Origin of the sequence: Wolbachia endosymbiont of Spodoptera picta (assembly GCF_018141665.1) — a bacterium.
Classification (GTDB): domain Bacteria; phylum Pseudomonadota; class Alphaproteobacteria; order Rickettsiales; family Anaplasmataceae; genus Wolbachia.
In genome coordinates this window covers 1,065,798-1,090,462 of record NZ_CP067976.1, presented here as the reverse complement: position 1 = coordinate 1,090,462, position 24,665 = coordinate 1,065,798, and the positions used below count along the sequence as shown (strand labels likewise).

At 33.5% G+C, this 24,665-nt stretch carries 16 protein-coding genes, 1 tRNA gene and 1 pseudogene; 8 read left to right on the top strand and 10 right to left on the bottom strand.

Annotated elements, in window-relative coordinates; translation table 11 throughout:
- Window positions 1–103: 103 nt before the first annotated feature.
- Together JKF54_RS04920 and JKF54_RS04915 are read left to right on the top strand one after the other, a co-directional pair.
- Window positions 104–811, top strand: a complete 708-nt coding sequence (locus JKF54_RS04920; RefSeq protein ID WP_211907801.1) for a uroporphyrinogen-III synthase — start codon at window positions 104–106, stop codon at window positions 809–811.
- Window positions 811–1,593, top strand: coding sequence for an exodeoxyribonuclease III (locus tag JKF54_RS04915; RefSeq protein WP_211907800.1), 783 nt, complete (start codon window positions 811–813; stop codon window positions 1,591–1,593). Before JKF54_RS04920 ends, JKF54_RS04915 begins: the two co-directional genes overlap by 1 nt.
- Before the next feature lie 37 nt (window positions 1,594–1,630).
- Here the strand turns inward: JKF54_RS04915 and JKF54_RS04910 are convergent, their stop codons facing one another.
- The 7 genes from JKF54_RS04910 to JKF54_RS04885 all read right to left on the bottom strand — a co-directional run bounded on the left by JKF54_RS04910 (window position 1,631) and on the right by JKF54_RS04885 (window position 12,315).
- On the bottom strand, window positions 1,631–2,590 hold the full coding sequence (locus JKF54_RS04910) for a hypothetical protein (protein WP_211907799.1): 960 nt from the start codon (window positions 2,588–2,590) through the stop codon (window positions 1,631–1,633).
- Between the two features lie 658 nt (window positions 2,591–3,248).
- Window positions 3,249–5,765 (bottom strand): DNA polymerase I, encoded by a 2,517-nt coding sequence (gene polA, locus JKF54_RS04905; RefSeq protein ID WP_211907798.1) that lies wholly within the window; start codon window positions 5,763–5,765, stop codon window positions 3,249–3,251.
- 111 nt (window positions 5,766–5,876) lie between these two features.
- Window positions 5,877–7,343, bottom strand: coding sequence for an Asp-tRNA(Asn)/Glu-tRNA(Gln) amidotransferase subunit GatA (gene gatA / locus JKF54_RS04900; protein ID WP_211907797.1), 1,467 nt, complete (start codon window positions 7,341–7,343; stop codon window positions 5,877–5,879).
- A gap of 200 nt (window positions 7,344–7,543) precedes the next feature.
- A complete protein-coding gene (gene gyrB / locus JKF54_RS04895; protein ID WP_211907796.1) occupies window positions 7,544–9,916 on the bottom strand; it encodes a DNA topoisomerase (ATP-hydrolyzing) subunit B in 2,373 nt (790 codons plus the stop codon).
- Between the two features lie 222 nt (window positions 9,917–10,138).
- Window positions 10,139–10,282 (bottom strand): hypothetical protein, encoded by a 144-nt coding sequence (locus tag JKF54_RS06505; RefSeq protein ID WP_246433132.1) that lies wholly within the window; start codon window positions 10,280–10,282, stop codon window positions 10,139–10,141.
- Window positions 10,283–10,336: 54 nt separating this feature from the next.
- Window positions 10,337–11,371: a hypothetical protein gene (locus tag JKF54_RS04890; RefSeq protein WP_246433131.1), complete on the bottom strand. Its 1,035-nt coding sequence runs from the start codon at window positions 11,369–11,371 to the stop codon at window positions 10,337–10,339.
- Window positions 11,372–11,448: 77 nt separating this feature from the next.
- Entirely contained in the window at window positions 11,449–12,315 is an 867-nt protein-coding gene (locus tag JKF54_RS04885) for an ankyrin repeat domain-containing protein (protein WP_211907795.1), read from the bottom strand.
- A gap of 234 nt (window positions 12,316–12,549) precedes the next feature.
- Here JKF54_RS04885 and JKF54_RS04880 point away from each other — a divergent pair, with 234 nt between their 5' ends.
- The 5 genes from JKF54_RS04880 (at window position 12,550) to plsY (ending at window position 17,640) form a co-directional block, all read left to right on the top strand.
- Window positions 12,550–13,233, top strand: a complete 684-nt coding sequence (locus tag JKF54_RS04880; RefSeq protein WP_211907793.1) for a phosphatidylserine decarboxylase — start codon at window positions 12,550–12,552, stop codon at window positions 13,231–13,233.
- Window positions 13,230–14,015 (top strand): CDP-alcohol phosphatidyltransferase family protein, encoded by a 786-nt coding sequence (locus JKF54_RS04875; protein ID WP_211907791.1) that lies wholly within the window; start codon window positions 13,230–13,232, stop codon window positions 14,013–14,015. Before JKF54_RS04880 ends, JKF54_RS04875 begins: the two co-directional genes overlap by 4 nt.
- Window positions 14,016–14,023: 8 nt before the next feature.
- A complete protein-coding gene (locus JKF54_RS04870) occupies window positions 14,024–15,358 on the top strand; it encodes an alanine/glycine:cation symporter family protein (protein ID WP_211907789.1) in 1,335 nt (444 codons plus the stop codon).
- Between the two features lie 2 nt (window positions 15,359–15,360).
- Window positions 15,361–16,827 (top strand): alanine/glycine:cation symporter family protein, encoded by a 1,467-nt coding sequence (locus tag JKF54_RS04865; RefSeq protein ID WP_211907787.1) that lies wholly within the window; start codon window positions 15,361–15,363, stop codon window positions 16,825–16,827.
- Between the two features lie 237 nt (window positions 16,828–17,064).
- Window positions 17,065–17,640, top strand: a complete 576-nt coding sequence (gene plsY, locus JKF54_RS04860; protein WP_211907784.1) for a glycerol-3-phosphate 1-O-acyltransferase PlsY — start codon at window positions 17,065–17,067, stop codon at window positions 17,638–17,640.
- Here the strand turns inward: plsY and JKF54_RS04855 are convergent.
- The 3 genes from JKF54_RS04855 to JKF54_RS04845 all read right to left on the bottom strand — a co-directional run bounded on the left by JKF54_RS04855 (window position 17,635) and on the right by JKF54_RS04845 (window position 20,568).
- The gene (locus JKF54_RS04855) at window positions 17,635–19,515 is read right to left on the bottom strand and encodes a hypothetical protein (RefSeq protein ID WP_211907777.1); all 1,881 of its coding nucleotides are present in this window, start codon (window positions 19,513–19,515) and stop codon (window positions 17,635–17,637) included. The genes plsY and JKF54_RS04855 overlap by 6 nt on opposite strands.
- Window positions 19,516–19,570: 55 nt before the next feature.
- Entirely contained in the window at window positions 19,571–20,467 is an 897-nt protein-coding gene (locus JKF54_RS04850; protein WP_211907775.1) for a cation diffusion facilitator family transporter, read from the bottom strand.
- A 28-nt stretch (window positions 20,468–20,495) separates the two neighbouring features.
- Window positions 20,496–20,568: transfer RNA gene (locus tag JKF54_RS04845), tRNA-Val, on the bottom strand.
- 529 nt (window positions 20,569–21,097) lie between these two features.
- Between JKF54_RS04845 and JKF54_RS04840 the strand changes: the two are divergent.
- Window positions 21,098–24,451 (top strand): annotated as a pseudogene (locus JKF54_RS04840) (peptidase M2).
- The last annotated feature ends 214 nt before the right edge of the window (window positions 24,452–24,665 follow it).

Genomic DNA, 24,665 nt, shown 5'->3' with positions numbered 1-24,665 from the left:
TGCCTTTTTTTCTAGGTTATGCAAGAAACTTAAAAAATAAAAGTTTTTATTCAATAATTTGTGTATAAGGGATATTATTTTACTGCTAGTGAAATAAACCAGAATGAAGTCTATTTTATTGACAAGGCCTTTATTAGATTCGTTGAGCACAAGAAGCACGCTAAAAAAATATGGATACAAAGTTTTTATAGAGCCAGTATTCACAATAAAGTACTTAAATCCTGATATATCTACGTATGAATTTGACGTTGTGATATCTACAAGTAAAAACAGTGTAAAGGCTTTCAGTCAAATATGCAAAGAGGATAACTTTTCGATTATTACAGTTGGTAATTCAACTATGCAGGCTGCAAAAAATTTGGGATTTTCCGATATAATCTCAGCAGACAGCAACGTTGATGGTCTGATATCATTCATAAAATCTCATTATTCAAATGCAATAAAGTTCTTATATATAAGGGGACAAGAAGTATCATGTGACCTAAAAAAAAGATTATCTGAAGAAGGTTTTAACATAAGAGAAGTTGTACTCTATAAAACAATTACTAAAAGGAGTCTAACTAATAGGTGTAAAAATTTACTATTGGACGGTAAAATTGATAGCGTTGCTTTTTTTTCCTCACAAACTGCAAGGGTATTTTGTTCATTAGTTCTAAAAAGTGGGCTATCTCCTGTGATGAATAATACAGTTGCATATACCATGAGTAAAAACATTGCTGATAGTTTAAAGTTAATCAAGTGGAAAAAAATTATAACATCGAGGTTTCCCACAGGGGAGAGTTTAATTGATATAATTAATAAGGATTGTTGATGCTAAAGATTGCAACTTGGAATGTAAACTCCATACGTAAAAGAATTAACCAACTTTGTAGTTTTATAGTTGATAGTCAGATAGATATAGTTTTGCTGCAAGAGATAAAATGTACAGAAGAGCAATTTCCTTATGCAGAGATAGAAAAGTTAGGATATGAATATGCTGTCTATGGACAGGTTGCAAGAAATGGTGTTTGTGTTTTATCTAAATATCCAATACTGGAAAAATTAAAAATTGATGTTGTAGAGAGTCATCAAGAAGCACGTTATATAGAGTGTGTGATAAAACACACCAATAATAAGGTAAGGGTAGGAAGTGTATACGTTCCAAACGGTCAAAGCCCAGACTCTCATACTTTTGAGTATAAACTCAAGTTTTTTGATAACCTATATGAAAGGATGGGCACTTTGTTGAAAAATGAAGAGTTAACTATTATAGCTGGCGATTATAATGTTGCACTGGATGAAATTGATGTTTTTGATTCAAATTTATTAAATGGCCAAGTGTGCTTTCATATAAAAGAGCGTGAGAAATCAAGAGCGATCTTGAATCTTGGTTTTAAAGATGCATTTAGAATATCTCACCTCAACTTACAACAATTCACTTGGTGGCATTATCAAGGTAATTCACTCAGAAACAATCAAGGAATGCGAATAGATCATATGCTGCTATCGCCACAAGCTGCAGATAAATTGGAAACATGTTACATAGATGATAGGTTGCGTAAACTAGAAAACCCATCTGATCATACTCCCGTTGTATGTGTTATAAAACAATAAAAGACCTATTACACAATTCACCTTTGGCAAATAGGTCTTACTTGACTGCTGTCTTTTCTGTGCTTTTGGCTGGCTGATCTATAGTAATTTTTCCATCAAGCATAGTAAGCTGCTCACCCCCTTTATTTCCTACCTGAGGAGCTTGTTCCGGAGTAGGTTGTTTTTTACTCCCGTCAGCAATTGTTTCAAGAGAGCTTTCAATTGGGGTTTTTAAAATATCATCAATACCCTTGTCAATTTTTTTATTCAATTTTGCTCTCTTTTCTGTATCATCTTTATCTTGTGAACTAGGATCATATAAAGTACCTTTTTTGTTATTTGAAAAAAGAACCTCAACTCCTCCCTTTACAGCAAATATTGTACCAATAACAGCAGCAACTATCGCAAGTGTAGTAGGACCAAAAATTAATATTGAAGCAATGGAAAAAAGAATAGGCAGAAAAACCTTACGTAAGCACTTTGTTACCATCTCTTGATCACTAAGTAGTGGTTCATCCTCTTCTTTTTTATCTCCACCTAAAAATGGTATTTTTTCTTTCACTCCATCCATAAAGGAGCCATAAATATTTTTCGGGTCTATTTTTATTCCCAATAGTAACCCAACAAGTTTTATTAGTGAATCCTTAGCTTCTATACCACGTATATCAGCTACACAATCATCTACTAATTTCTTTATTTCAACATTCTTGACATTCTCTTTGTTCGCTAATTTTTTCTCTCTAACTTCTTTAAATACAGAAAGTAAAAACTGACAAAAATTCTCCTCACTGAGTGATTTTATATCTTTTGGATTGACATTATTAAGTAGTATGTCCTTATAAGCTGATATAAAATAATCAGTTATTCCTTTGTCCTTCTTTAATTCGGCTTTAACTTCTAATACTTTTACAAAGTAATCGTAAATTTCCTTATGTTCCTTCTTGAAGAGTATCTCATTTTGCTCGGTCACCTGAGTAGATGACTCTAAAGGCTTATTTTTTGCTTTTGGAACCGTCATAATGACCTACTTGTACTAACCTATGTTTTAATTATAGCATATTTTTCACATTAGTTCAAATTTCTTAGAACCTATCTTGAAAGGGAAAAAAGAAAAGAATAAAGCAAAAAATAGAAGAGTAACAAATGATATAAGTGATAAGGGAATGTAAAAAATTGCTTCCATATATTTTAAATCTGATTATAATTACAGTTAGAGATATTTTAAGAGCTCAAAATCTATCTTTGTCTGCAGACTTTTCAGTCAAATTTTTAATCAAAAAGCGTAGCGTATCTTCTTTAGTGCATGTAAATATGCTTAATCTCTGTTGTATGTGCGCTGCACTTTTTTCTAACCTTTTTTTTACACAGGGGGATTTTATGTCCAGAATTCCAGATATTTGACCTTTACTTTAGCTAAAAACCAATAGGCGCCTATTGTTTAACGCTAATTAAAATAAAAATTTTTCTAGATCAGTAATATATAGAAAAATCACTGTTTACTGAAAACGGGATATGATTGCCAAGAAAGCTGCTAATGTCACAGAATTTTAGGTAAATGTTGTTTGCTTGACGTATGAGTGTACTCTCCTTACTTCAAGAAGTATTTAATATATGCTTAACCACTTAAGTCCTTTCAAGACAGGTTCTTAGGGTCTACGGTATAATTAAGAAAAGCCCTAGTTGTCGCTAATTTTTATTTCTACTTCAAGTGGTATAGAAATTTCTACTGCATTTTCCATTATATCTTTCATAAGTTTTGCTGTTTCTTGTACCTTGTCGTCCTCTACTTCAACTAGTAGCTCATCGTGGACTTGGAGGATTATTTTACCTGTTTTCAATTGATCAAAAAGCTGAATCATTGCACGTCTTATTATATCAGCGGCGGTTCCTTGCAGCGGTGCATTGATTGCTGCCCTTTCTGCAAATTGTCTTAGATAAGGAATTTTATTATTTATGTCTCTTACAAAACATCTTCTACCAAACAAAGTCTCTACATAACCATGATTTCTCGCGATAGATACTGCTTTTTCCATATAGACCTTTATTTCTGGGTAACAAGAAAAATAGTAATTAATGTATTCAGCAGCCTCTTGAAAGGTAATGCCAAGTCGCTTTGCAAGGCCAAATGGACTAATGCCATATATAATGCCAAAATTAATGGTTTTTGCTTTGCGTCTTAATTGCTCATCTATTTCTTGCACTCCAAAAACTTGTCTTGCGGTAATATCATGAATATCTTCCCTATTTGCAAAAGCTTCTTTAAATGCCGCAACATCTGCCACATGTGCCAGGAGTCTTAATTCTATTTGCGAATAGTCGGCAGAAATTATCTTGCACCCTTTTGGCACAATAAACGCTTGCCTGATAAGACTACCTTCTTCGCTTCTGATAGGAATATTTTGTAAATTAGGATTGCTAGAGCTCAGCCTTCCAGTTGCAGTCACAGTAATTGAAAAGCTTGTATGTATCCTACCATCAAGCGGATCAACCTGTTTTATTAACGCGTCAGTATAGGTACCCTTTAATTTACTTGAATGTCGCCAACTTAAAATTTTACCTGCGATTTCTGTCCCCTCCTCTTCAAGTGCCTCTAGAACTTCAGAGTTTGTGCTATAAGACCCAGATTTTGACTTTTTCTTTTTACTTAGCTCCATTTTATTAAACAAAACATCACTTAATTGTTTTGGCGATGCAATATTGAATTTTTCTCCTGCTAAATTATGTATATCGTTTTCAAGTACAGCAATTAGCTGCTCAAACTTATCAGACAATTCCTGTAGTTTTTCAATATTGAGCAGTATTCCATTTTGCTCCATATCAAATATTACTTTCATGAGAGGTCTATCAAAGCGCTCGTAAATCGTAAAAAGTTTTTCCTGAAATAATCTTTGTGTCAGTTTCTCATGGATCGCTATTAAAATTTTTGCCGAGAAAGTTTCTACATTTTTACTTAAATTGTGTGCAATTATGTTTGGAATGCTGTGATCATGCTTACCTGTGTCAAGGCTGTATGACATGATCATCAGGTCATCAATTGAGTCTAGCACTCTCTCTATTGTAGGAAATATTTCTCTGATCTTTCTAATATCATGTACTATTTTAAGCACCCCATTTGAAAATAAAGTTGAATTTATTATAGTAAGTGCATCTTGTAGGCAGCTTTGATCTATGTAGAAAATATTATCCTCACTACAAGATAAGGAAATTTTGTTCAATCTATTGTTTTCAAAGTGGCAATGAATTGCAATTTTACCTTCATATCTGCAATGCTCCAAAAATTTTTCTAATTCTTCACTACTATATTCTGTTTTCTCTTTTGTGCTAGATCCACTATAAGAAAAGAGCTTTTCTACTTTTCCTATCAATGAATTAAATTCATATTTCTTCAAAAAGGATAACAATTTTTCCATATTTGGAGGATGGACTTCATATTTTACAATATCATGTTGAAGATCTACTTTTTTGCATAGTGACAAAAGTTCTCTTGAAATTAGTGCTTTTTCCTTATGCTCAGTAAGAATATTACGAACTCTTGTTTGCTCAATGTTATTGATGTTTTCTATAATGTTATCCAATGAATCAAATTCATCTAGTAATTTAGCTGCAGTCTTTGGCCCTATTCCTGGAACGCCTGGAATGTTATCAGATGCATCTCCAGTTAGAGAAAATAAATCAAGAAGCTTATTTGAATTTACACCAAATTTTTCTATCACTTGTTTTTCATCTACGTATATATTTTTGATAGGATCAAATATTAGAATGTTGTAATTCAAAAGTTGAAATAAGTCTTTATCTGATGAGATTACTACTACTTTAAAGTCTTCGTGGTTGGCATATTTTGCAGCTAGTGTTGCAATTATGTCATCTGCTTCATAGCCTTCAATCTCTTCATAGCTAAAGTTAAAAGCTTCTACCGCTTCTCTCAGTATTGTAAATTGTGGAATTAGATCCTCAGGAGGTGTTACTCTGTTTGCTTTGTACTCAGAATATAAACTGTGCCTGAAATTTTTTTTGCCAGAATCAAGTGCTATAGTTAAGTAGTCCGAATGGGAAATATACTTCAGAACCATATTAAGAAAACCGTACACAGCACCTACTGGAATACCAGCTGTGGTAGTTAAATGATGTAAGACATAGTAAGCCCTGAAAAGAAAACCATAACCATCAATGATTGTGAAAGTTTTTTCTTTCATTGTAGATATTTATGTGTGCCTTTGATGGTCTGTTATTTAGCTATAAAAATCAAGCTCTTGTTTCCTATAGCCAAAATAATCATAATGCTATAGTTACTATAAGAAAACATATTACGTAAGGGAATTAACTATTCTGCCACAATTTTGCTCTATCACACTTGCCATATTTAATATTCCAGCTTCATCGTAATAATTTCCAATTACTTGCAAAGCAAGTGGTAAGCCTTCATTTGAGAGCCCAACAGGGACAGAAATAGCAGGTAACCCTGCTAAGCTTGCCGGCACGGTAAACACATCATTGATGCACATAATTAGCGGGTCTGGCTTTTCATTTAAGCCAAAAGCTTCTGTTGGAGCAGATGGTACAAGTATGTAATCTATTTTTTCAAACGCTTTTATAAAATCATTTCTAATTAATGCCCTAATGCACTGTGCTTTTTCATAATACTCATTGTAATGACCTGAAGAAAGCGCATAAGCACCAATTAAAATTCTCCTTTTCACTTCTTTACCAAAACCTTCTGCTCTTGTTAGCGAATACATTTCTTCAAGGGTATCAGCATCAACCCTGAATCCGTAACGTACACCATCATAGCGAGCAAGGTTAGATGAAGTTTCAGCAGAACAAATTAGATAGTAAACCGGTATCGCATATTTAGTATGAGGCAGAGTAATGTCAACAACTTCAGCACCATTTTCTTTTAAATTGGAAGAAACTTTTTCCCAATGATGAACGATTTCTTCTGAAATTCCATCCATTCTATATTCTTTTGGTATACCAATGCGCTTACCCTTGATATCACCATTTATAAGATTAGAGAATTTAGGAACTGGTCTTTCGCTCGATGTTGAATCTTTTTCATCATAGCCACAAATTGTTTCCAGCATTAACGCTGAATCAGAAACGGAACGAGTAATTACTCCTGCTTGATCAAGAGAGCTCGCAAATGCAATCATACCAAAACGCGAACACCTTCCATAAGTTGGCTTTATTCCCACTACTCCGCAATAAGCTGCTGGTTGACGTACAGACCCACCAGTATCGCTTCCTAATGCTCCAGCGCATAAAAACCCAGCAACTGATGCTGCAGATCCACCAGATGATCCACCAGGAACAACTTTTTCTCCGTCACTTTTTCTAATCCATACATTTTTAACAGGACCAAAATAGCTATTTGTGTTCGCAGAGCCCATAGCAAATTCATCCATGTTAAGTTTACCAAGCATGGCTGCTCCACTTTTTAAAAGCACATTAGATACCGTAGATTCATAAGTCGGGATGAAATTTTCCAGCATTTTTGAGCATGCTGTTGTTTTTATTCCTTGTGTACAGAATAAATCTTTAACACCAACTGGTATGCCCATAAGTGATGAAATATTATCTTTTTGTTTAAAAAAGTATTCATCTGCTATTTTAGCAGCTTTTATCGCGATTTCTGGGGTTTTTGTTACAAATGCATTCAGTTGCTCATTTTCGACTGCATTAACATGCGTCTCTACAAGCTCAACAGCAGAAAAATCCCCCCGCCTTAGTCCATCATGCATCTCTGTAATAGTGAGCCTTCTCAATTCATTCATTAATATTCAATTTTAGCGAGGTATTAATTATAACAATAGTAGGGCAGAAAATCTATATATTTATGATCGAAAATAGGAATACAATCGAGATCAATTCAGATTTCTGAAATAGACTGATTAGTAGTACGTTTTAAATGTTGTGTTGGCACACAATGCTGGAATCACAAGCCCTAAGGGCCTTCATATCTAGATTTCTAAAATCAAATATCAATATCATGCACGTTAAGTGCATTGTTATTTATAAAGTCACGACGTGGTTCAACTATATCACCCATTAGCACCGAGAATATGCTATCTGCTTCCTCACAATCTTTTATTTCAACTTTTAACAGAGTTCTAGTTTCTGGATTGAGTGTAGTTTCCCAAAGCTGATCAGCATTCATTTCACCAAGGCCTTTAAATCTCTGCAGAGTTAAACCTTTCTTACCATAATCCATCACTATTTTTGCGAGTGCACTTGGAGACTTTATTTTTATTTCAGTTTCTTGCGACTGTAAAAATGAATCACCATTAAATAAGTCAATTATGTTCTCAAGAGAACTCAATATATTCCGTATTTCTTTGCTTTCAAGCATACTAAGCGAGAATACATATTTGTCTGCTAACCCTTGAAACAATTTAGCAATGTGAATTTCCTCATCTTTTACTTCTACTTCCCAATTATATTCACTATACATCAATTTTAAATATTTTAATATCTCATCAGCAGACAATAGAGCATTCTTTTTGCTTAAAATTAGCAATGATTCTAAGAGATCTTTTGGTATTTCCCTATCATAATTTTTGCTAATGTTTGAAATACTGAGGCACTTATTCAAAACGAAACGCAAATCTTTGCCTACACCATTTAATGTTAATTTTTTAATCGCTGAATTTACTATATACTCTTCAAAAGTTTCATCATCTTTGATATAAGTATCTTTAGCATTTTTTGTAACTTTATAGAGCGGTGGCTGCGCTATGTATAAATATCCTTTTTCAATTACTTCACGCATATGTCTAAAAAAGAAAGTTAGAATCAAAGTTCTTATATGCGAGCCATCAACATCTGCGTCTGTCATAATGATAATTTTATGATACCTAGTTTTTTCAATATCGAAGTGCTCACTCCCTATTCCAGCTCCAATTGCCGTGATCAGAGAGCCAATTTCTGCAGATGAAAAAATACGATCCAGCCCTGCACGTTCTACGTTTAGAATTTTCCCTCTTAAAGCAAGTACCGCCTGTGTTTTACGATTACGTCCCTGCTTTGCAGTACCACCTGCGGAATTACCCTCTACTATAAACAATTCCGATAACTCAGGAACTTTTTCCTGACAATCAGCAAGCTTTCCAGGTAGAGTTGCAATATTAATATTGTTTTTATTTTTAACTAACTCTCGTGCTTTTCTTGCGGCTTCTCTTCCTTTTGCTGACCTAATCGCTCTTTCTACTATACTTGCTGCTAACTTGGGGTCAGTTTCAAGTATTGTACTCAACTTGTCAAAAACTATGCTCTCTACAACTGCCCGCGCTTCAGAACTGACCAATTTATCTTTTGTCTGTGAAGAAAATTTAGGATCAGGCATCTTGAGAGATAAAACACAAGTTAAGCCTTCTCTAACATCTTCTCCAGTCAAATTCACTTTTGCCTTCTTCAAAAAACCTTCATTGTTTGCATAGTTATTGATACATCTGGTTAGTGCAGATCTAAACCCCGCCAAATGCGTACCACCATCCCGTTGTCTTATATTATTTGTGAAGCATAGCATATTCTCATAGTAGGAATCATTCCACTCCATTGATATTTCTACACTGGTACCTAGATCTTTTACATTATCTCTAATGCTGGCAATTTTAGTAACATGTGTCTTATTCTTGTCTAAGTACCGTACAAAATTAGCTGTACCAAAATTATCTTCAGACTCTTTACTATCGTTAAAATGAGACTTTACATGTGGTTTATTACGGAGATCACACAAAATGATCTCAATATTTGAGTTTAAAAATGCCAATTCTCTGATGCGACTCTCAAGAGTGGAGTAACTAAAATCAATACTACTAAAAGTCCCCGTTGATGGCATAAACGTTACTCTAGTTCCTCTTTTATTTGTGTTTTCATTAATTACCTTTAAAGATTCAATAGACTCACCATCTTCAAAGCGCATAAAATGTTCTTTTTTATTGCGCCAGATGGTTAATTCCAGCCAACTAGATAACGCATTAACAACTGAAATTCCAACACCATGTAATCCTCCAGAAACCTTATAGGTATTGCTGTCAAATTTACCTCCTGCATGTAATTGGGTCATTATCACTTCTGCTGCTGATATCCCTTCCTCTGGGTGAATGTCTGTTGGAATGCCACGACCGTTGTCGGTTACAGAAACTGAACCATCTTCATTTATGCTAACTTCAATCTTACTGCAATACCCAGCCAAAGACTCATCTATCGCATTGTCAACAACCTCATACACCATATGGTGCAAGCCTGATCCATCATCAGTGTCACCAATATACATACCCGGACGCTTTCTCACAGCATCAAGACCTCTTAGGATTTTTATTGCGTCAGCGTTGTAGTTACTTTCCATGGAATTGCTTTATTTATAAATATTAATTAATATTACATTTGTATGTGCTGATTAGCAACATCTTTAAGTTGAGAGAAGGATCCTTGACATATAGATAAAACATAACATATCTACCTACACGAAGTGGTTTTACATGTTATTTCAATACATAAACTTAAGTTCAAATAATCATACAAAACTCTGCTTCATATTTCAAGATAAATGGCTACAATCAAATACAATTTACCTTCTCCTTTCAATTGGACTTTCTAGCTCAACACAGGATAAGTTGCTCATACACTCTTCTAATATTTCATTCTTTTCATCATTGTTTAATCTATTGCTGAACTCTTGACACCTTCTCTCAAGAGCTGAACGCGTAGTCATAATATACCTTACTGTTTCAGATGATAACTCTGGTAACTCGCTACGGATCCTTTCTTATTCTGTTCCAGAGAAATTGGTGAAATTGGCTCTGGCCATTTCAGGGAATTTTTGTGTGATCGTTTCTTTTATCATTACTCTAGCCTCTTCTCCATCGAGTGTAATAACCACTGATGGATGTAAGCCAGATAAAGACTCAAATAATTTATTGTATGTTCCACCTGCACAACTTTGACCTTGATTACCGTAAGTTGTTGCAGCGTCTACAAGACCTTTTAAAAACATACCTTTTCTGTTTTTTATGTCTTCATCATTCAAAGGAGTTCTTTGATTCTCTGTTCCTGTATTTCTATCATTGCAGGCTTTCCAACATAAAATAGCTGCTTGCTTTAGTGTTAACTTACTATGATTGTCTTTAAAATTATCTCCTGTTCTATTGATAAATCTTAAGCATTCAAGTGCATGAGATTTATCGCCTTCTGTAAATTCATTTGACTGTTTGATGTACTCTTCAATGTCGGTTGTGTTGCCTCTATTTAGCTGTACATAGAATTCATCTTTGCTTAAATTCTCTTTATACTTTTCTATGAGTCTATCAACACTCAAGTTTATACTAGCAACTGCACTTGGGTCATGAGTAGTTTGTGCCATAAAAGGAATGGCTGCTAAATCTTGAAAGAAAATAGGCCTTTCTTCCTCTGGAATTTGTTGTATTAAATCGTTAAACTGCTGTATTTCTTCAATGAGTGATTTGTTTAGCAACCATAAGCACAATATAGGCAGTACCAAAAGCACACAGGAATTAATAATGTGTATAATTAAAAAAATGCTTAATGTTATTCTAATAACATTTTTTGGCCACGCTGATAATCTTTTTTCATTTTCCCTTGGTTTGAAAAAATAATTTACTAATGATAAATACAAAGAGAGCTGTAAAAGAAGAAAAAATGAAGGAATCATACTTACTAATAAAACTATATTAATGAATCTTTTAATCTTATTAGTGTTGTTGTAAGCATTTTGCACTCTTTCTATTAAAGCCTGTACTCTATTTCTATTTTGCTGTTGATTATTATTTTGAACTGCAAACATAACACACACCCTATTTTAACATTAATATGTCATGCTATAGAAAGAATGTAAATAAAGCAAGGAATTTAGAGCTGCTTTTATTTTTGTTTGATTGGGGATACCACTTCTATACTTTCCGCTCCATCTAAGTTACTATTTGGTTTTTCTACAGTAATCTTGGGAGTTACTTTATTCTCGATATCTGCTCCATATGAGCTAAGTACTTCAATGGCCTTTTCATTTCTACTATTGAGTGCAATATCCAAGGCATCCATTCCAGCTTTATTTTTGTGGTTGATAAAATTCTTCAACCGATCTCTACCAAAGCTTTCTATATATTGTTTAATGATGAGTTCCACTACTTTTCCAGGACAATTATTAGCAGCAGGAAAAAGTATTGTGTTGTTATTATTATCTTTTTTCGTTATGTCTGCTTTGAGTTTATTTATCAAATACTCGATAACTTCTACTCTGCTATCATCCTTTGCTTCAGTGCATTGCCTAATAGCTAAAGATAAAGCTGTACGCCCATTATTATCAATATCTTCAATATTCTGTCCCTTGTCAACTAAGGCTTGTATTATACTTTTATTTCCATATAAAGTAGCAAGGTGAAAAGGTGTATGTCCTTCAGTGCTTTCTCTTTCATCAATTGACGCACCATTGCTAGCTAGCAATTCTATAAACTCTGGCGTGTTTGCAAAAATTGCAAGGTGCATTGGTGTTAAGTCATCTTTGCCATGATTTCCAGTTTTTGCGTTAAAGTTTGCTCCGTTATTTATCAGCAATTTCGCTATTTCAAACTGCTTATACCCGATAGCAATATGTAGTGGTGTACGATTACGTTCATAATTATCATTGACATTTGCACCAAACTTTATTAGCAGCTCTGTAGCTTCAATATCACCCATCCGAATTGCAGAGTATAAGGAAGGAGATTCATCTTTTTCTATTTCCCCTGTCATACGAAATTACGAACATAATAATTCATACATTATTAAGAATTATTATTAAGTTTCTATTAAAATAATATTAACAATAGCTAAAAATCTTTAATTTTTATTAAAAATTTAATACCCATCAATGATTATATAAGCATTTGCTTATATAATCATTCCAAAAGTGAAGCAGTGAAAAAAAGCTTTTCATGAGAAATTATAAATGATAAATTGTTAATAATGAATTATCGAGAATAAATTATGTGCTTTGGTTTACCTAACATAAACAGAGAAGGTTATTTATTTATAGTTGTTTCCTTTATCGTAACATGTATAGCATTCTCTATATCTTGGGGAGCTGGAATTACTTGCTTATTTCCAACGTTATTATGTACCTATTTTTTTCGTGATCCAGCAAGAGCTGTACCAAACAATAAGGACTTTATATTAAGTCCTGCTGATGGTGTAATTTCAAAGATAGAAGAAGTTAGTTACTCTTTATCAGAAGAGAATGAAGAAGAAAAGAAATTTACACTTGTCAGCATATTTCTAAGCGTTTTGAATGTCCATGTGAATCGTATACCAATATCTGGTACGATAAAGGAAATGAACTATAAAAAAGGCAAGTTTGTTTCTGCAATGAGTAATAGATCCAGTAATGAAAATGAAAAGCAGATTATTGTGATTGAATATGAAAAGGGAAAAGAAATCATTGTGGAACAAATAGCTGGATTTATTGCACGCCGCATTGTTTGTAATTTGAGGACATCTCAGAGCGTAAAAGCAGGTGAAAGATTTGGAATTATAAGATTTGGTAGCAGAGTAAATATTTATATTCCTATTGGTATAGAAGTAAGAGTTTCAGAAGGACAAACTGTTATTGGCGGTGAGACAGTTATAGCAGATTTTAATAAACAAGAGAAGCTTACTTTTGATGTTATATGAATAACGATGAAAGTAACAGTAAATTTTTACCTATTACCAAGTTATTCCCAAACTTTATAACTTTATTAGGTTTATGTGCTGGCCTTACTTCACTTAAATTCACATTTAATGAACAATGGGAATTTTCAGCAATTTTTATTATCATTGCAGCAATAATAGATGGAATGGACGGCAGGATAGCCAGAATTTTAAAATCAACTAGCGATTTTGGAGCACAACTCGATTCTTTTGCAGATTTTCTAAATTTTGGTTCAGCACCTGCTTTTCTTTTATATTTTTGGAAGTTAAATGAAATTAAAGTTGTAGGATGGATTTTAGTAATGATATATGTAATCTGCATATCAATAAGACTTGCAAGATTCAATGTTTCGCTACATTTAGAGCAATTATACTGGAAAAAATTTTTCTTTTCCGGTGTTCCAGCTCCTGTATGTGCTTTACTCGCTCTGTTACCAATAATTATTACCTTTCAATCTCATGAAAGTGAATATCTACTTCTTATAGAGCAATTTTTTAACGTAAAGAATACAGCTTGTTACTTTTTGACCATCTCATTTTTTTCGATAAGTCATATTCCAACTTTCTCTGCAAAATACATTTATGTCCCTAAAAGTTTATCCTATATATTTGTGTCATTTTTTGGAATATTGATCATATTTTTTATAAGTAAGCCCTGGATAACACTACCAATTTTAGGTGCAGTTTATATCTTGACTATTCCAATAAGTACCGGACTTTATATACATTACGCATATAAAACTAGCCAGCTATATAAAAAATAGTGAGCAGCATGATTATAAAAGTAACTGATCTATTAAACTCTTTTTTATATATAAAGATATTCAACATACCATTTATAATTATTTGGGTAATTGCAACTGGGGTTTTTTGTACGATTCGATTCAAATTCATTAACTTTAGGTTGTTCAAATATGGGATACAAACACTATTCAACCTAGAGAGCCATAATAATAACGGCATAATCACCCACATTCAGGCATTTGCAACGGTAATTTCAGGAACAGTTGGTCTTGGAACAATATCAGGAGTTGCAATAGCTATTACAATAGGGGAGCCAAGTGCAGTTTTTTGGATGATAATTACCGGGGTACTTGGCATGTCAATAAAATTTGCTGAAGTAGTGCTTGCATTTACTCATCGCTCTGAAAACACAACTGGTGGGGCTTTTTATTATATGGAACATGGATTTGCAAAGATTGGATTTATGAAGACTGGCAAATTCCTTGCATTTATCTACGCAGTTATGCTGCTTGTTGCAATGATTCTAGGCGGCATACCATTTCAGGCAAATCAAATTACAGCGTTGTCAAGTAACTTATTTGAATACAACACATCTGTTATTATCTCGCTATTTGTATTAATTGTAATACTGGGAGGAATAAAGCGAATTGCTTTAGTTGCAACAGGTTTAGGACCGATCATGATAATGTTATATATAGGCATGTGTATATATTTAATCTGTGTAAACGGAAATAATCTACTGAATGCTCTATCTATAATATTTCAAGATATCTTTAACAAATCAGCTATAGGAGGTGGAGTATTGAGTGGATTAATAGCAGGGGTAAGAAGGTCAGTGTTTGCTAATGAAGCAGGTACTGGAACAGCAGCTATAGCACATTCGATTGTAAAAGAGAAAGACCCAGTTAAAGTTGGAAGTGTTGCAATGATTGCACCATTTGTAGACACAATATTAGTCTCATTTTTGACTGGTATTGTGATAATTATTACCGATATGCATATCACTAATACCGTAGGTGATATTACGTTAGTTAGCTCAGCATTTTCAACAGCCTTACCTTTATTTAGCAAGCTAGCTCTTCCGCTGATAATGTTTTCCTTTGCATTTTCCACAATAATAGCTTACTATTACTACTGTGAAGTTGCCCTAGTGTACTTATTTGGTAACAAAAAAGTACTGATATTGTTTCAGTTTTTTATAGTGGGTTCAGTGTATATCAGCTGTATATCAAAAAATATAGAATTTATATCTTATTTAGGTGATAGCCTGTTTATGTGCCTTATGATTCCAAATGCTGTTGCGATATATCTACTGAGAAGGGAAGTCTTAAATACAATAGATTCTTATTACAAAAGGTATTAAACATGATTTATAGAATGCTTTATATAGTGTTATTTTGCCTACCATTTAATGATGTATACGCTGCTTCAGTTTTTCATAAAAGTTATGACACTGCATTAAATGGAGTAAGCAACTTCATGAATGAAGTGTTGTTTTTCAAGATCTTTCACGTACCATTTATAATTCTTTTATTGGCCTTTGGTTATATATTTCTAACACTACGTTTTAGATTTCTCAGCATAAGGATGTTTAAGCATGCGTTCGCTATTTTATGTGGAAAATATGACACAGATCATCATGATGGTCACATTACGCATTTTCAGGCATTTGTAACCGCGCTGTCAAGCACAGTAGGTCTTGGAACTGTTGCTGGTGTTGCAATCGCAATTTCAGTGGGAGGGCCAGGAGCGGTACCTTGGATGATGATTACAGGTTTTTTTGGTATGTCTGCAAAGTTTGCTGAAGTAACTTTAGCATTCAGACACAGAACAGAAGGCCAGGAGCAGTTATTCAGTGGTCCCTTTCAATATATAAGAAATGGACTAGAGAAATTTGGATTCAAGAAACTTGGTATTGTCCTAGCTGCAATATATGCAGTGTTTTTTGTATTATCAGGTCTTGGTGGAAGTGTGGCATTTCAGACTAACCAAATGGTTTCAATATTATCTGGCTATTCAAATTGGATAGATGGTCATCCTTGGTTTCTCTCTTCCATAATTTCTACATTACTTGCTCTAGTGATTATCGGTGGAATCAGGAGAATAGCTAAAGTCTCTTCTGCGCTGGTGCCTATTATGTCACTCATATATATTTTGAGTTGTTTCACGATTATTGCATTCAATATTCACAATTTTAGCAATACATTAAAAATATTGTTTTCAAGTATGATAGACTTCAATGCTGTTGGTGGAGGAGTAGTAGGAGCATTTGTTGCTGGAATTCAAAGAGCAATTTTTGCCAGTGAAGCAGGTGTTGGTTCTGCTGCAATCACTCACGCGGTAGCTAAAGATGAGGAGCCAGTTAGAACTGGGCTGGTTGCGATGATAGAACCATGCTTTGATACAATGTTAATTTGTTGCTTGACAGGAATAACAATAGTAATAACAGGTGCATACCAGACCGGCATTGGCGAGGGAATATTGATCACCCAAAAAGCATTTGAAACAGTTTCTTCTTGGTTTCCTATACTTTTAACCATCGCTGCTCCTTTGTTTGCCTTTTCCTCAGTAATTTCATTTGTATATTGTTGTGAAATGGGATGGCTGTATTTGTTTGGTGTAAAAAGTGTAGTAATATATCGTATAGCGGTGGTGGTAGTTGCATTTTTGTCAGGTTTGTCTAAAGATATAATGGCTATTGCTAATATTGGTGGGGCTTTATTCTCTTGTTTAGCACTCATCAATATGACAGCACTTATACTGTTTAGCAATCAGATTAACAATGAAGTCCAATGTTATCTAAAAAGGCTAAGGAATAATAAAATTAATTAAATTCTGGCATATGAAGGTACAACAACAGATGTCATTCCAGTACCATCTTCTTTTCATAGCAAAACTCCCTTTTGTCATCCCAGTGCGTGACACTGGGATCTATTTTGCATATAGTTCCACCGTAGTGTTATATTTTAATGTAAAATTTTATATTTATCTACTAAATTCGTTTGCGAATAAAGTTCGCTGGATCCCAGTGTCACGCACTGGGATGACAAGAGAGAGGATGCTAGAATAATGGAGAAATATATAATTCTTATATTATCCTACATACTAGGTTCAATACCGTTTAGCTTAATTATTGCAAAAATAAATGGTATAAATTTAAGAGAAGTAGGTTCAGGAAACATTGGTGCTACAAATGTTGCAAGAACAGGAAATAAGAGACTTGCTGTCCTCGCATTATTTTTAGACTCTTTGAAAGGATTTGTCGCGGTTTATACAGCACAACAATTTTGTGATAATAACGATTTTTATATATATGTATCTGCAATTTTAGCAGTTCTAGGGCATATGTTTCCTATTTGGCTAAGGTTCAATGGAGGAAAAGGGGTTGCAACAACTTTGGGAGCTTTGATAGCACTTAACATTTCTATAGCATTAGCATTTGTACTTGTATGGCTAATAGTATTTTTTATCTTTCGGTACTCCTCTCTTGCTTCCTTGGCTGCTACTGCAGCAGCTGTTATAGCATCTTTCTTTTTTCAAAAGGAGTTATTCCTTATACTACTCACTGTAGCGATATTAATTTTCTTGAAGCATTACAAAAATATTGCAAATCTTCTGCAAGGCAGAGAGCATAAGTTTTTATAAGCGATGAGATGTTAAATCACTGACACTTAAACTACGAGATAAACTGCTTGATGGTATTATTTTATCTTCTTTATTTAAGATTGTAATTTTTACTCTTGTTATACTCTCTAATTCTTGAGGTATTAAAAATTCATCTTCAATGAATCTTTGCTTCACTTCTTGTATTTGTTCATAAAGTGTGGTTACATTGCGCTTATTTTGATTATAAATATCTTCAATCTCTATCTCTAGCCTGTGTGAAGCTTCTTTTTTTAACATGTTATTTATCACTGCTTCTGTTATTGCTAGCTTTTCTTGTAGAATTTTCTTTATTTCTTCTTTATCGTCTCTGCTATTTTTACTCAGTTCTGTGTATACCCTATAACACCTTTTCTCTAGTGGTAACATTCTTAAACTATCTAACATTCTGTCCACTTGACCTTCAACCGTCTTCTCAGCTTTTAGCCTAAATTCCTTAATTTCTTTCTCTATTACCTTATCAGCTATTCTCTTAGCTTCATCCAAAGATGAATCCTGGAGAGAAAAATCTGTTTTAAGTAAATCACACTTTAAAAGCTTCAAAAAGACTTTTCCTTTGATATTTTCAATTTGATTATCTAAATCATGATCTTGTAATTTATTTCTTATGTATTGATTCAATTTAGAATGCTCTAATTTATTTAACTTTACAGAGTTAATATTTTTCATTAACGTCAGTACAATTTGTTCACTATATTGAGAAGTAAAACTCAGTAAATTTCTCATTAAGGGAATACTTACTTCTGCAATAAAATCATCAACTACTTTTTGACTTTTATCATCTTCATAATTATTTTGGGCGTTATGCCAAGCCCTAAGAATTTCTTTACTGTTTTTCTTATTTTTTAGCCTGTCTAACATAAACTTACGTGCTTGATTTTCTGCTTCTGTAAGGAGCATTTGTCTAGGTGGTGTAAACTTAATCTCTGGATCGGAATGAATACCCTCTAATGTACTTAACATTCTGTAGATAACACCAGTAAAACATGTGTTAGGAATTCGTTCTTTTCTAGAGAAAGTTTGGCTATCTAGTAAATTTGCAATCAACGCGTCTTTTTTATTTTTTACAGCTTCTCTATCTCCATCATTGCAGGCTCTAAGAACTAACAGAAGAATTTGTCCACCAGTGAAGCCAGAGCTATGTTTCTCATTACCTTTGCAAAAATCTTGCAAAAACATTACTAATTTTCCCTTATTCTCATTACTAAATGGTTGGCCATCAAGCATATGTAAGTGATTTATATATTCAATAAATTCTTTAAATCCCTCATTATTAATAGCGTCTTCTGGTACTGGATCATATTTGCGTATTAACTTACCAATATTATTACTAATATCGTCATTCAATTGATGGGGCAGTAAATGCTCATAAGTACCATCAAACTTATTTGTCATACTGCGAGTATTTTCTTTTATGCCTTCTAAAAAGAAACTTATAGCAGATTTGAGTAACGTAAATGGACTAAAATCCTTTGGCCTTAATTCACTTTGTAATAGAATTAAAACCATTGCAAGTGGTATTGTTGCAAGTAACGAAACAAGTAGAAAAGTAATCGTAAAAGTTAGATATGTTACAGAAGCAAAAAATAAAAGGAAAGATGCTATCTTAATTTTATTTTTCTCAAAAAATATTTCCCAATATTCCTTTTTACTTATTTTTTCCTGCTTTGCAGCTTTTATGTCTTTATAAACGTAAAAAGTTTTTATTTCAGATCTAAAAAACAATGTGGCAAAAGATAAAAAGACATTGGCAGGATTAACTAAAATGCTTAAAGAAACAAAAGCTGCGAAGTAACTTGCTGTCTTTAATCTGTAAGAATCCTTTCCAGGAAATTGTATTTGGGAAATACCTATCATAGCCTACTCTCTATAATATTATGATATTGTAGTAATAACAAATAGCCTATAGATGTCAATGCTTAAGTATTTTACTGTCTACGCACTCATCGTATTCAATTTCAACTGTAGAGTGCGCAATTTCGAACCTATTTAATAGTATTTTTTTTATCTCATACAAAATATTAGTGTGTTGTCCATTTTGCTTTATCTTGGCATGCATAGTAAGTATAAAATAATTATCAGATAGTGACCATGCATGTATATGATGCACATCTATCACTTCAGGTAACTTAGATACAATCTCACTTTTTATCTCCTCAGCAGATACACTCTCAGGTGTACCTTCAAGGAGTATATGGCAAGAATTCTTGAGAATTTTATAGCCACTGTTTAAGATTATTAAACTGACAAATACTGACAAAATAGGGTCCACTATTTGCCATCCGGTAAACATGATAATTATGGATGCAAGTATAGCAGCTACAGAACCTAAAATATCTCCGATAACATGCAATACAGCACTTTTTATGTTTATATTACTTTCGCATTTACTATGTAATATAAAAAAGACTATAATGTTAGAGATCAGGCCAAGTGTGGCAATTATTAGCATTACTTTCCATTCAACATTGACCGGACAAATGAATCTCTTTATTGATTCAATTATAATGACCGCTGCAATGAAAAATAGAGTTAAACCATTAACAAATGCTGCAATTATCTGCAATCTGTGATACCCATATGACCTCTGTAAATCAGATTTCTTAGCTGAAAATTTGTGCGCTACCCAGCTTAAAATCAAGGCAAAAAGATCAGTGAGCATATGCCCTGCATCTGATAACAGAGCAAGCGAGTGTGAAATTACTCCACCTACTATCTCCATAAGCATTGTTATTGCAACTATTATTATGGAATAAATTAAGCGCTTGGACTCTGCTATTGAGTGTTTGCCATTGTGCACTGCTGTCATATAAAATCTTTTTATGAGCAAAAAAACGTGGGTAACACTGGGCTCGAACCAGCGACCCCTTGCACGTCAAGCAAGTGCTCTACCAACTGAGCTAATTACCCATCTTAACCTTAGTATAGTGCTTCAGTGAAATGAAAGTCAATTTGCTTTTAGACTTCTTGCTGAATGAAACTCCTTGACAAACCTTCCCACTTTCCTTATCATATCAATAAGAGTATTTATCCTTGTTTTTAATCTCTGCAGATTTAACAACAAAAATTCAGTAAAAAACTCAGATATTTATTGGCAAATTACATAAAATTATAGCGGCTTTTTTTATTTTTCTACATTCAGCCAAATCGCGCTTGTTAGCACATTATCAATTTACATTATTAAAACTCACTACATAGGGATTTTTTTGCCTTTTTTAAAATTGATAAATTTCTTAATATTTATAATTCCGTTACTTGTTAGCAGCCACCTAAGGTTAGCTATAGAATTTTAGCCACATTCTAAATGTTACATATTAAGTTAACTATCTATACTTTTTTATTAAGATATAAATTATACCAATATGAGAATTTACGTTTTTTTCAGATGAGTCACTTTATGCTTGATATTGTAAAGGCTAATAAATTAGAGGTTAGAATTATGACAATCAATCAACAAATAAATAAAAATATAACTAAAGAAGAATACTTTAACAATAAGCATATCATAGAAGTTAAAGATTTAAATATTAAAGTAGAAGTTTATTCTCATAATTTAAGAGCAAGTAAAGTTGCTCACATTGAAAGTTAGATAAGAGAAACAGCTACTAATTTTAAAGATGCATTTAAGCTGGAGCCTGGTAGCTCAGAACAAACGTTCAAAATTTATGTGTTTGATGATAAGGCTGATTACACTCACCTTGGTGGAAGCGAACGTTTTGGTTCTTACCTTGGAGATGAAGGTGGTAAATGTTACTACAAAGGAGAAGCTGATATTTTTGCTGAGATGTATGTCTATCAGCAAGGTGGCGTTCATAACCTTCAGCATGAATTTGCACATGGTTTAACTTACTTGGCTACAGGAGGAAAATCTCTACCTACAGTATTAATGGAGGGAATTGCAGATTACTTTGAACATCATTCAGATCACAAGTTCAATGCTCAAGGGTCAAGCATTGATAAAACTGAAGCCGCAAATTTGGATCTAGGTGGAATTTTAAATTTACAATACTCAGCCAATGGTGAAGAAAACAGTTTAGTGTATAAAACTGGTCATGCGTTGATAATGTACTTACAGGAAAAAGATCCTAGTTTATTAAGAGACTACCTAGATGCTTTACGTCAAGGTAACTCAGATGAATCAAAAAGTTTCTTGAAAGACATAAAAGGACATGATGCTGACTTCAAAAGTTGGCTTGCTGAAAATGATACAGAAACTGCAATGGAACATCTCAACGCTTTGCAAGTTACAAAAGGAGATTTTATAGCAACTGGTCAAGAAATCGTGGGTGGAGAAATTAAAGATGTATCGTATTATAAAGCAAATATAGAAAAAATAGATGGAGAAAACGTTGGAAGTTTTTCTCCTGTAGAACATGTTGCATTTTATGATGTTGCTCGTGCTATTAATAGGGCAACAAATGATAACCTCGATATATCAAAGGAATATCATTTTTTAAAGGTAGTAAAAACTCCTGATGGACAGGATAAACTAACTTACTCTGACCAACAAGGTAATGAATATAAAAACAGTCAAGAGTATAAAAATCAGGCTTTTAGAATATTATCAAAATATGATACAAAAATTAAGAGTGAGGCAGATAAATTCGATAATTTGAATAAAGAACGTGGTGAAATGTATCAAAAATATCATAAAGGAGAGATTACTATTGAAGAGTTACGTAATGAGGAAAATACAAAATACAGACCAGCATTCTTAAAGTTTGATCAACTAAAAAACAAAACAGTTGATGAGATTGAAAATAATCCTCAGGCAGCAAAAATATTAGGAGAGCTGGTCAATATCGATCCAAACTTGATAAGAGGTACAAATCATATTGATCTACAAGAAGGCAAGATTTTTTCTATGCAAGCTCTTGGTCACGGAGATATGGGTGCACTATCTATATATGATGGGAATACAAAGCTTGGAGAGTTGTCGAGCGAATCGGGCTTTTTTAAGCAAGTTGAAGGTCAAACTAAAGAAACTTTTGTTTTTGAGGACATATTGCATAACTTGAATACTCAATATGATGGAGGTGCTTATATGGCAATTACAAAAGAAAACGGTCATTATAAAGCTTCTCTGATAGATGGCAGAACAGTTGAACGTGATGAATACTTTGATGAAGCACATTTACATGAAAATGAATTGTTGCATCCTAGCACTGGACACATTCAAAAAGATTTAGATTCTCTGCTTCTTAGAGGGACCAAAATTCTAAATCATCAGGATTCAAAGCATGCTCAATATTCTGATGAGCAAAGAGAAAGCGGCGTAATCGTAGAAAAAGGAACATTATTGGATGATAAAGGGACTGATAGAACAGACGACGATGTATACGAAGCGGTTGTAAAGCAAGGAGGCGAAAATCTACATGCATTCAAAAATATGGGCTTCTATATCACTGAAGAGATGAAAAATGAAAGAGGTGAAGTTATAAATGAAAGTAACTTGTTCATTCATGATCATGGAAAAAACGTAAGGTTTCAATTGCCAGGCAATGTTACTCACCTAAAATTGGTGGAAAAAGATGGACAATATAAATTAGCACCATCTGATTCTGAAGGAAGAGAATACAGTAGCATACCAGACGAATACAAATATATTGACCCAGTATTTGCACATGAATATGAAAAGAGAGATTATTCTCATAAACATATAAATGTGGGCCTTATAAACTTAGAAAAATATGCCCCTGGTAAACTTTTTACCATTAAACATGATCCAAATGATTATCAGATACAAAGAAACTCGAGTGGTGAAATAGTGAGAATCAACAATCAAAGATATTTCACTAAAGTAAAACTATTTGATGGTGATACTGATGAAGAAATTGGAATGTTATCTAATAATTTCCATAACTTCAAAGGAAAAATATTCTTTTCTGCTGATTATAACTACAGTTATAACGATTTCCTAGCATCTGTTTCTCCTCAAGTTGAAATTGAGGATATGGGAAGTGGAAGTAAAAAAATAACTTTTGATCAAGGCAGTGGCGATATCGGCGATACTAACAGAGACTACACGGACTATCAGAGAATATTCACAAAAGAGAAACAAACCGAAAGTCCAAAAGGGCAAGTAAGTGAAACTAAGACAGAGGTTAACATGAGCCATAGTACTACTAATGTTGTTGCTGAAGAGAGAACTGTATCAAACGACAATAGTGAAATACAGTCTGATCAACCACAAATTCCAACAAGGGCAAAAAGGTCAGCTTCAGTGAAGGAGAAAGAGCAGGTAGTGTTGAAAGACACAATCTTGAAAATAGAAAAGAGCTATGATAGAGATGTAGAAGAAAAGCATAAGGCAAATGTAATCATAGATTATAATGATGTGAAAGCCTTGTATAATAGAGCAGAAGGAGCAGATAAGCAATCTGTGTTAGATTTTTGGAACAAACTGCACACATCAGATTATAAGGTTGGCGCTTTGCCGGAAGACAAGTATTACTTTAAAGATGGCAAATTTCTAATTCACGATAGTGATACGAAAAAGCTTATAGTGTTACCTGAAGATAAGGTATCCATCAAAATAATGAAGGATGGTGATAGTTATAGTTTGGCTATATCAAATGGTAATGGCAAAATAATAAGCAGCATTAGTAAAATAGATAATCCAAATTACGAATTGCTATCAGATTCAAGTCACTTCAGCTTAGAAACACAAGATAACTTTGAGTTATTAGATCAACATCATGAATATAATCTCTATCTAGAGAATGGTTTTGTGAAAATGTTCGACTGCGCAAGCGATCACGTTTATCACGATCATAACTCAGCCTATATCTAATATACAAGGAGGGCCCTGCCCTCTTCTTGTCATTCAAGTAGCTGACACTGGTTCACCTTATGATGGTGTCATACCAGTGCTCAGACACTGGCATCCAGTTAAATTTGCAAGTATAAAAGTAATCAACGTTTCTTATGATGGAAAAATGGATTCCAGTGTCACGCACTGTAATGACACTAAAGGGGCTACTAGGATAACATCGTCTGCTACATAC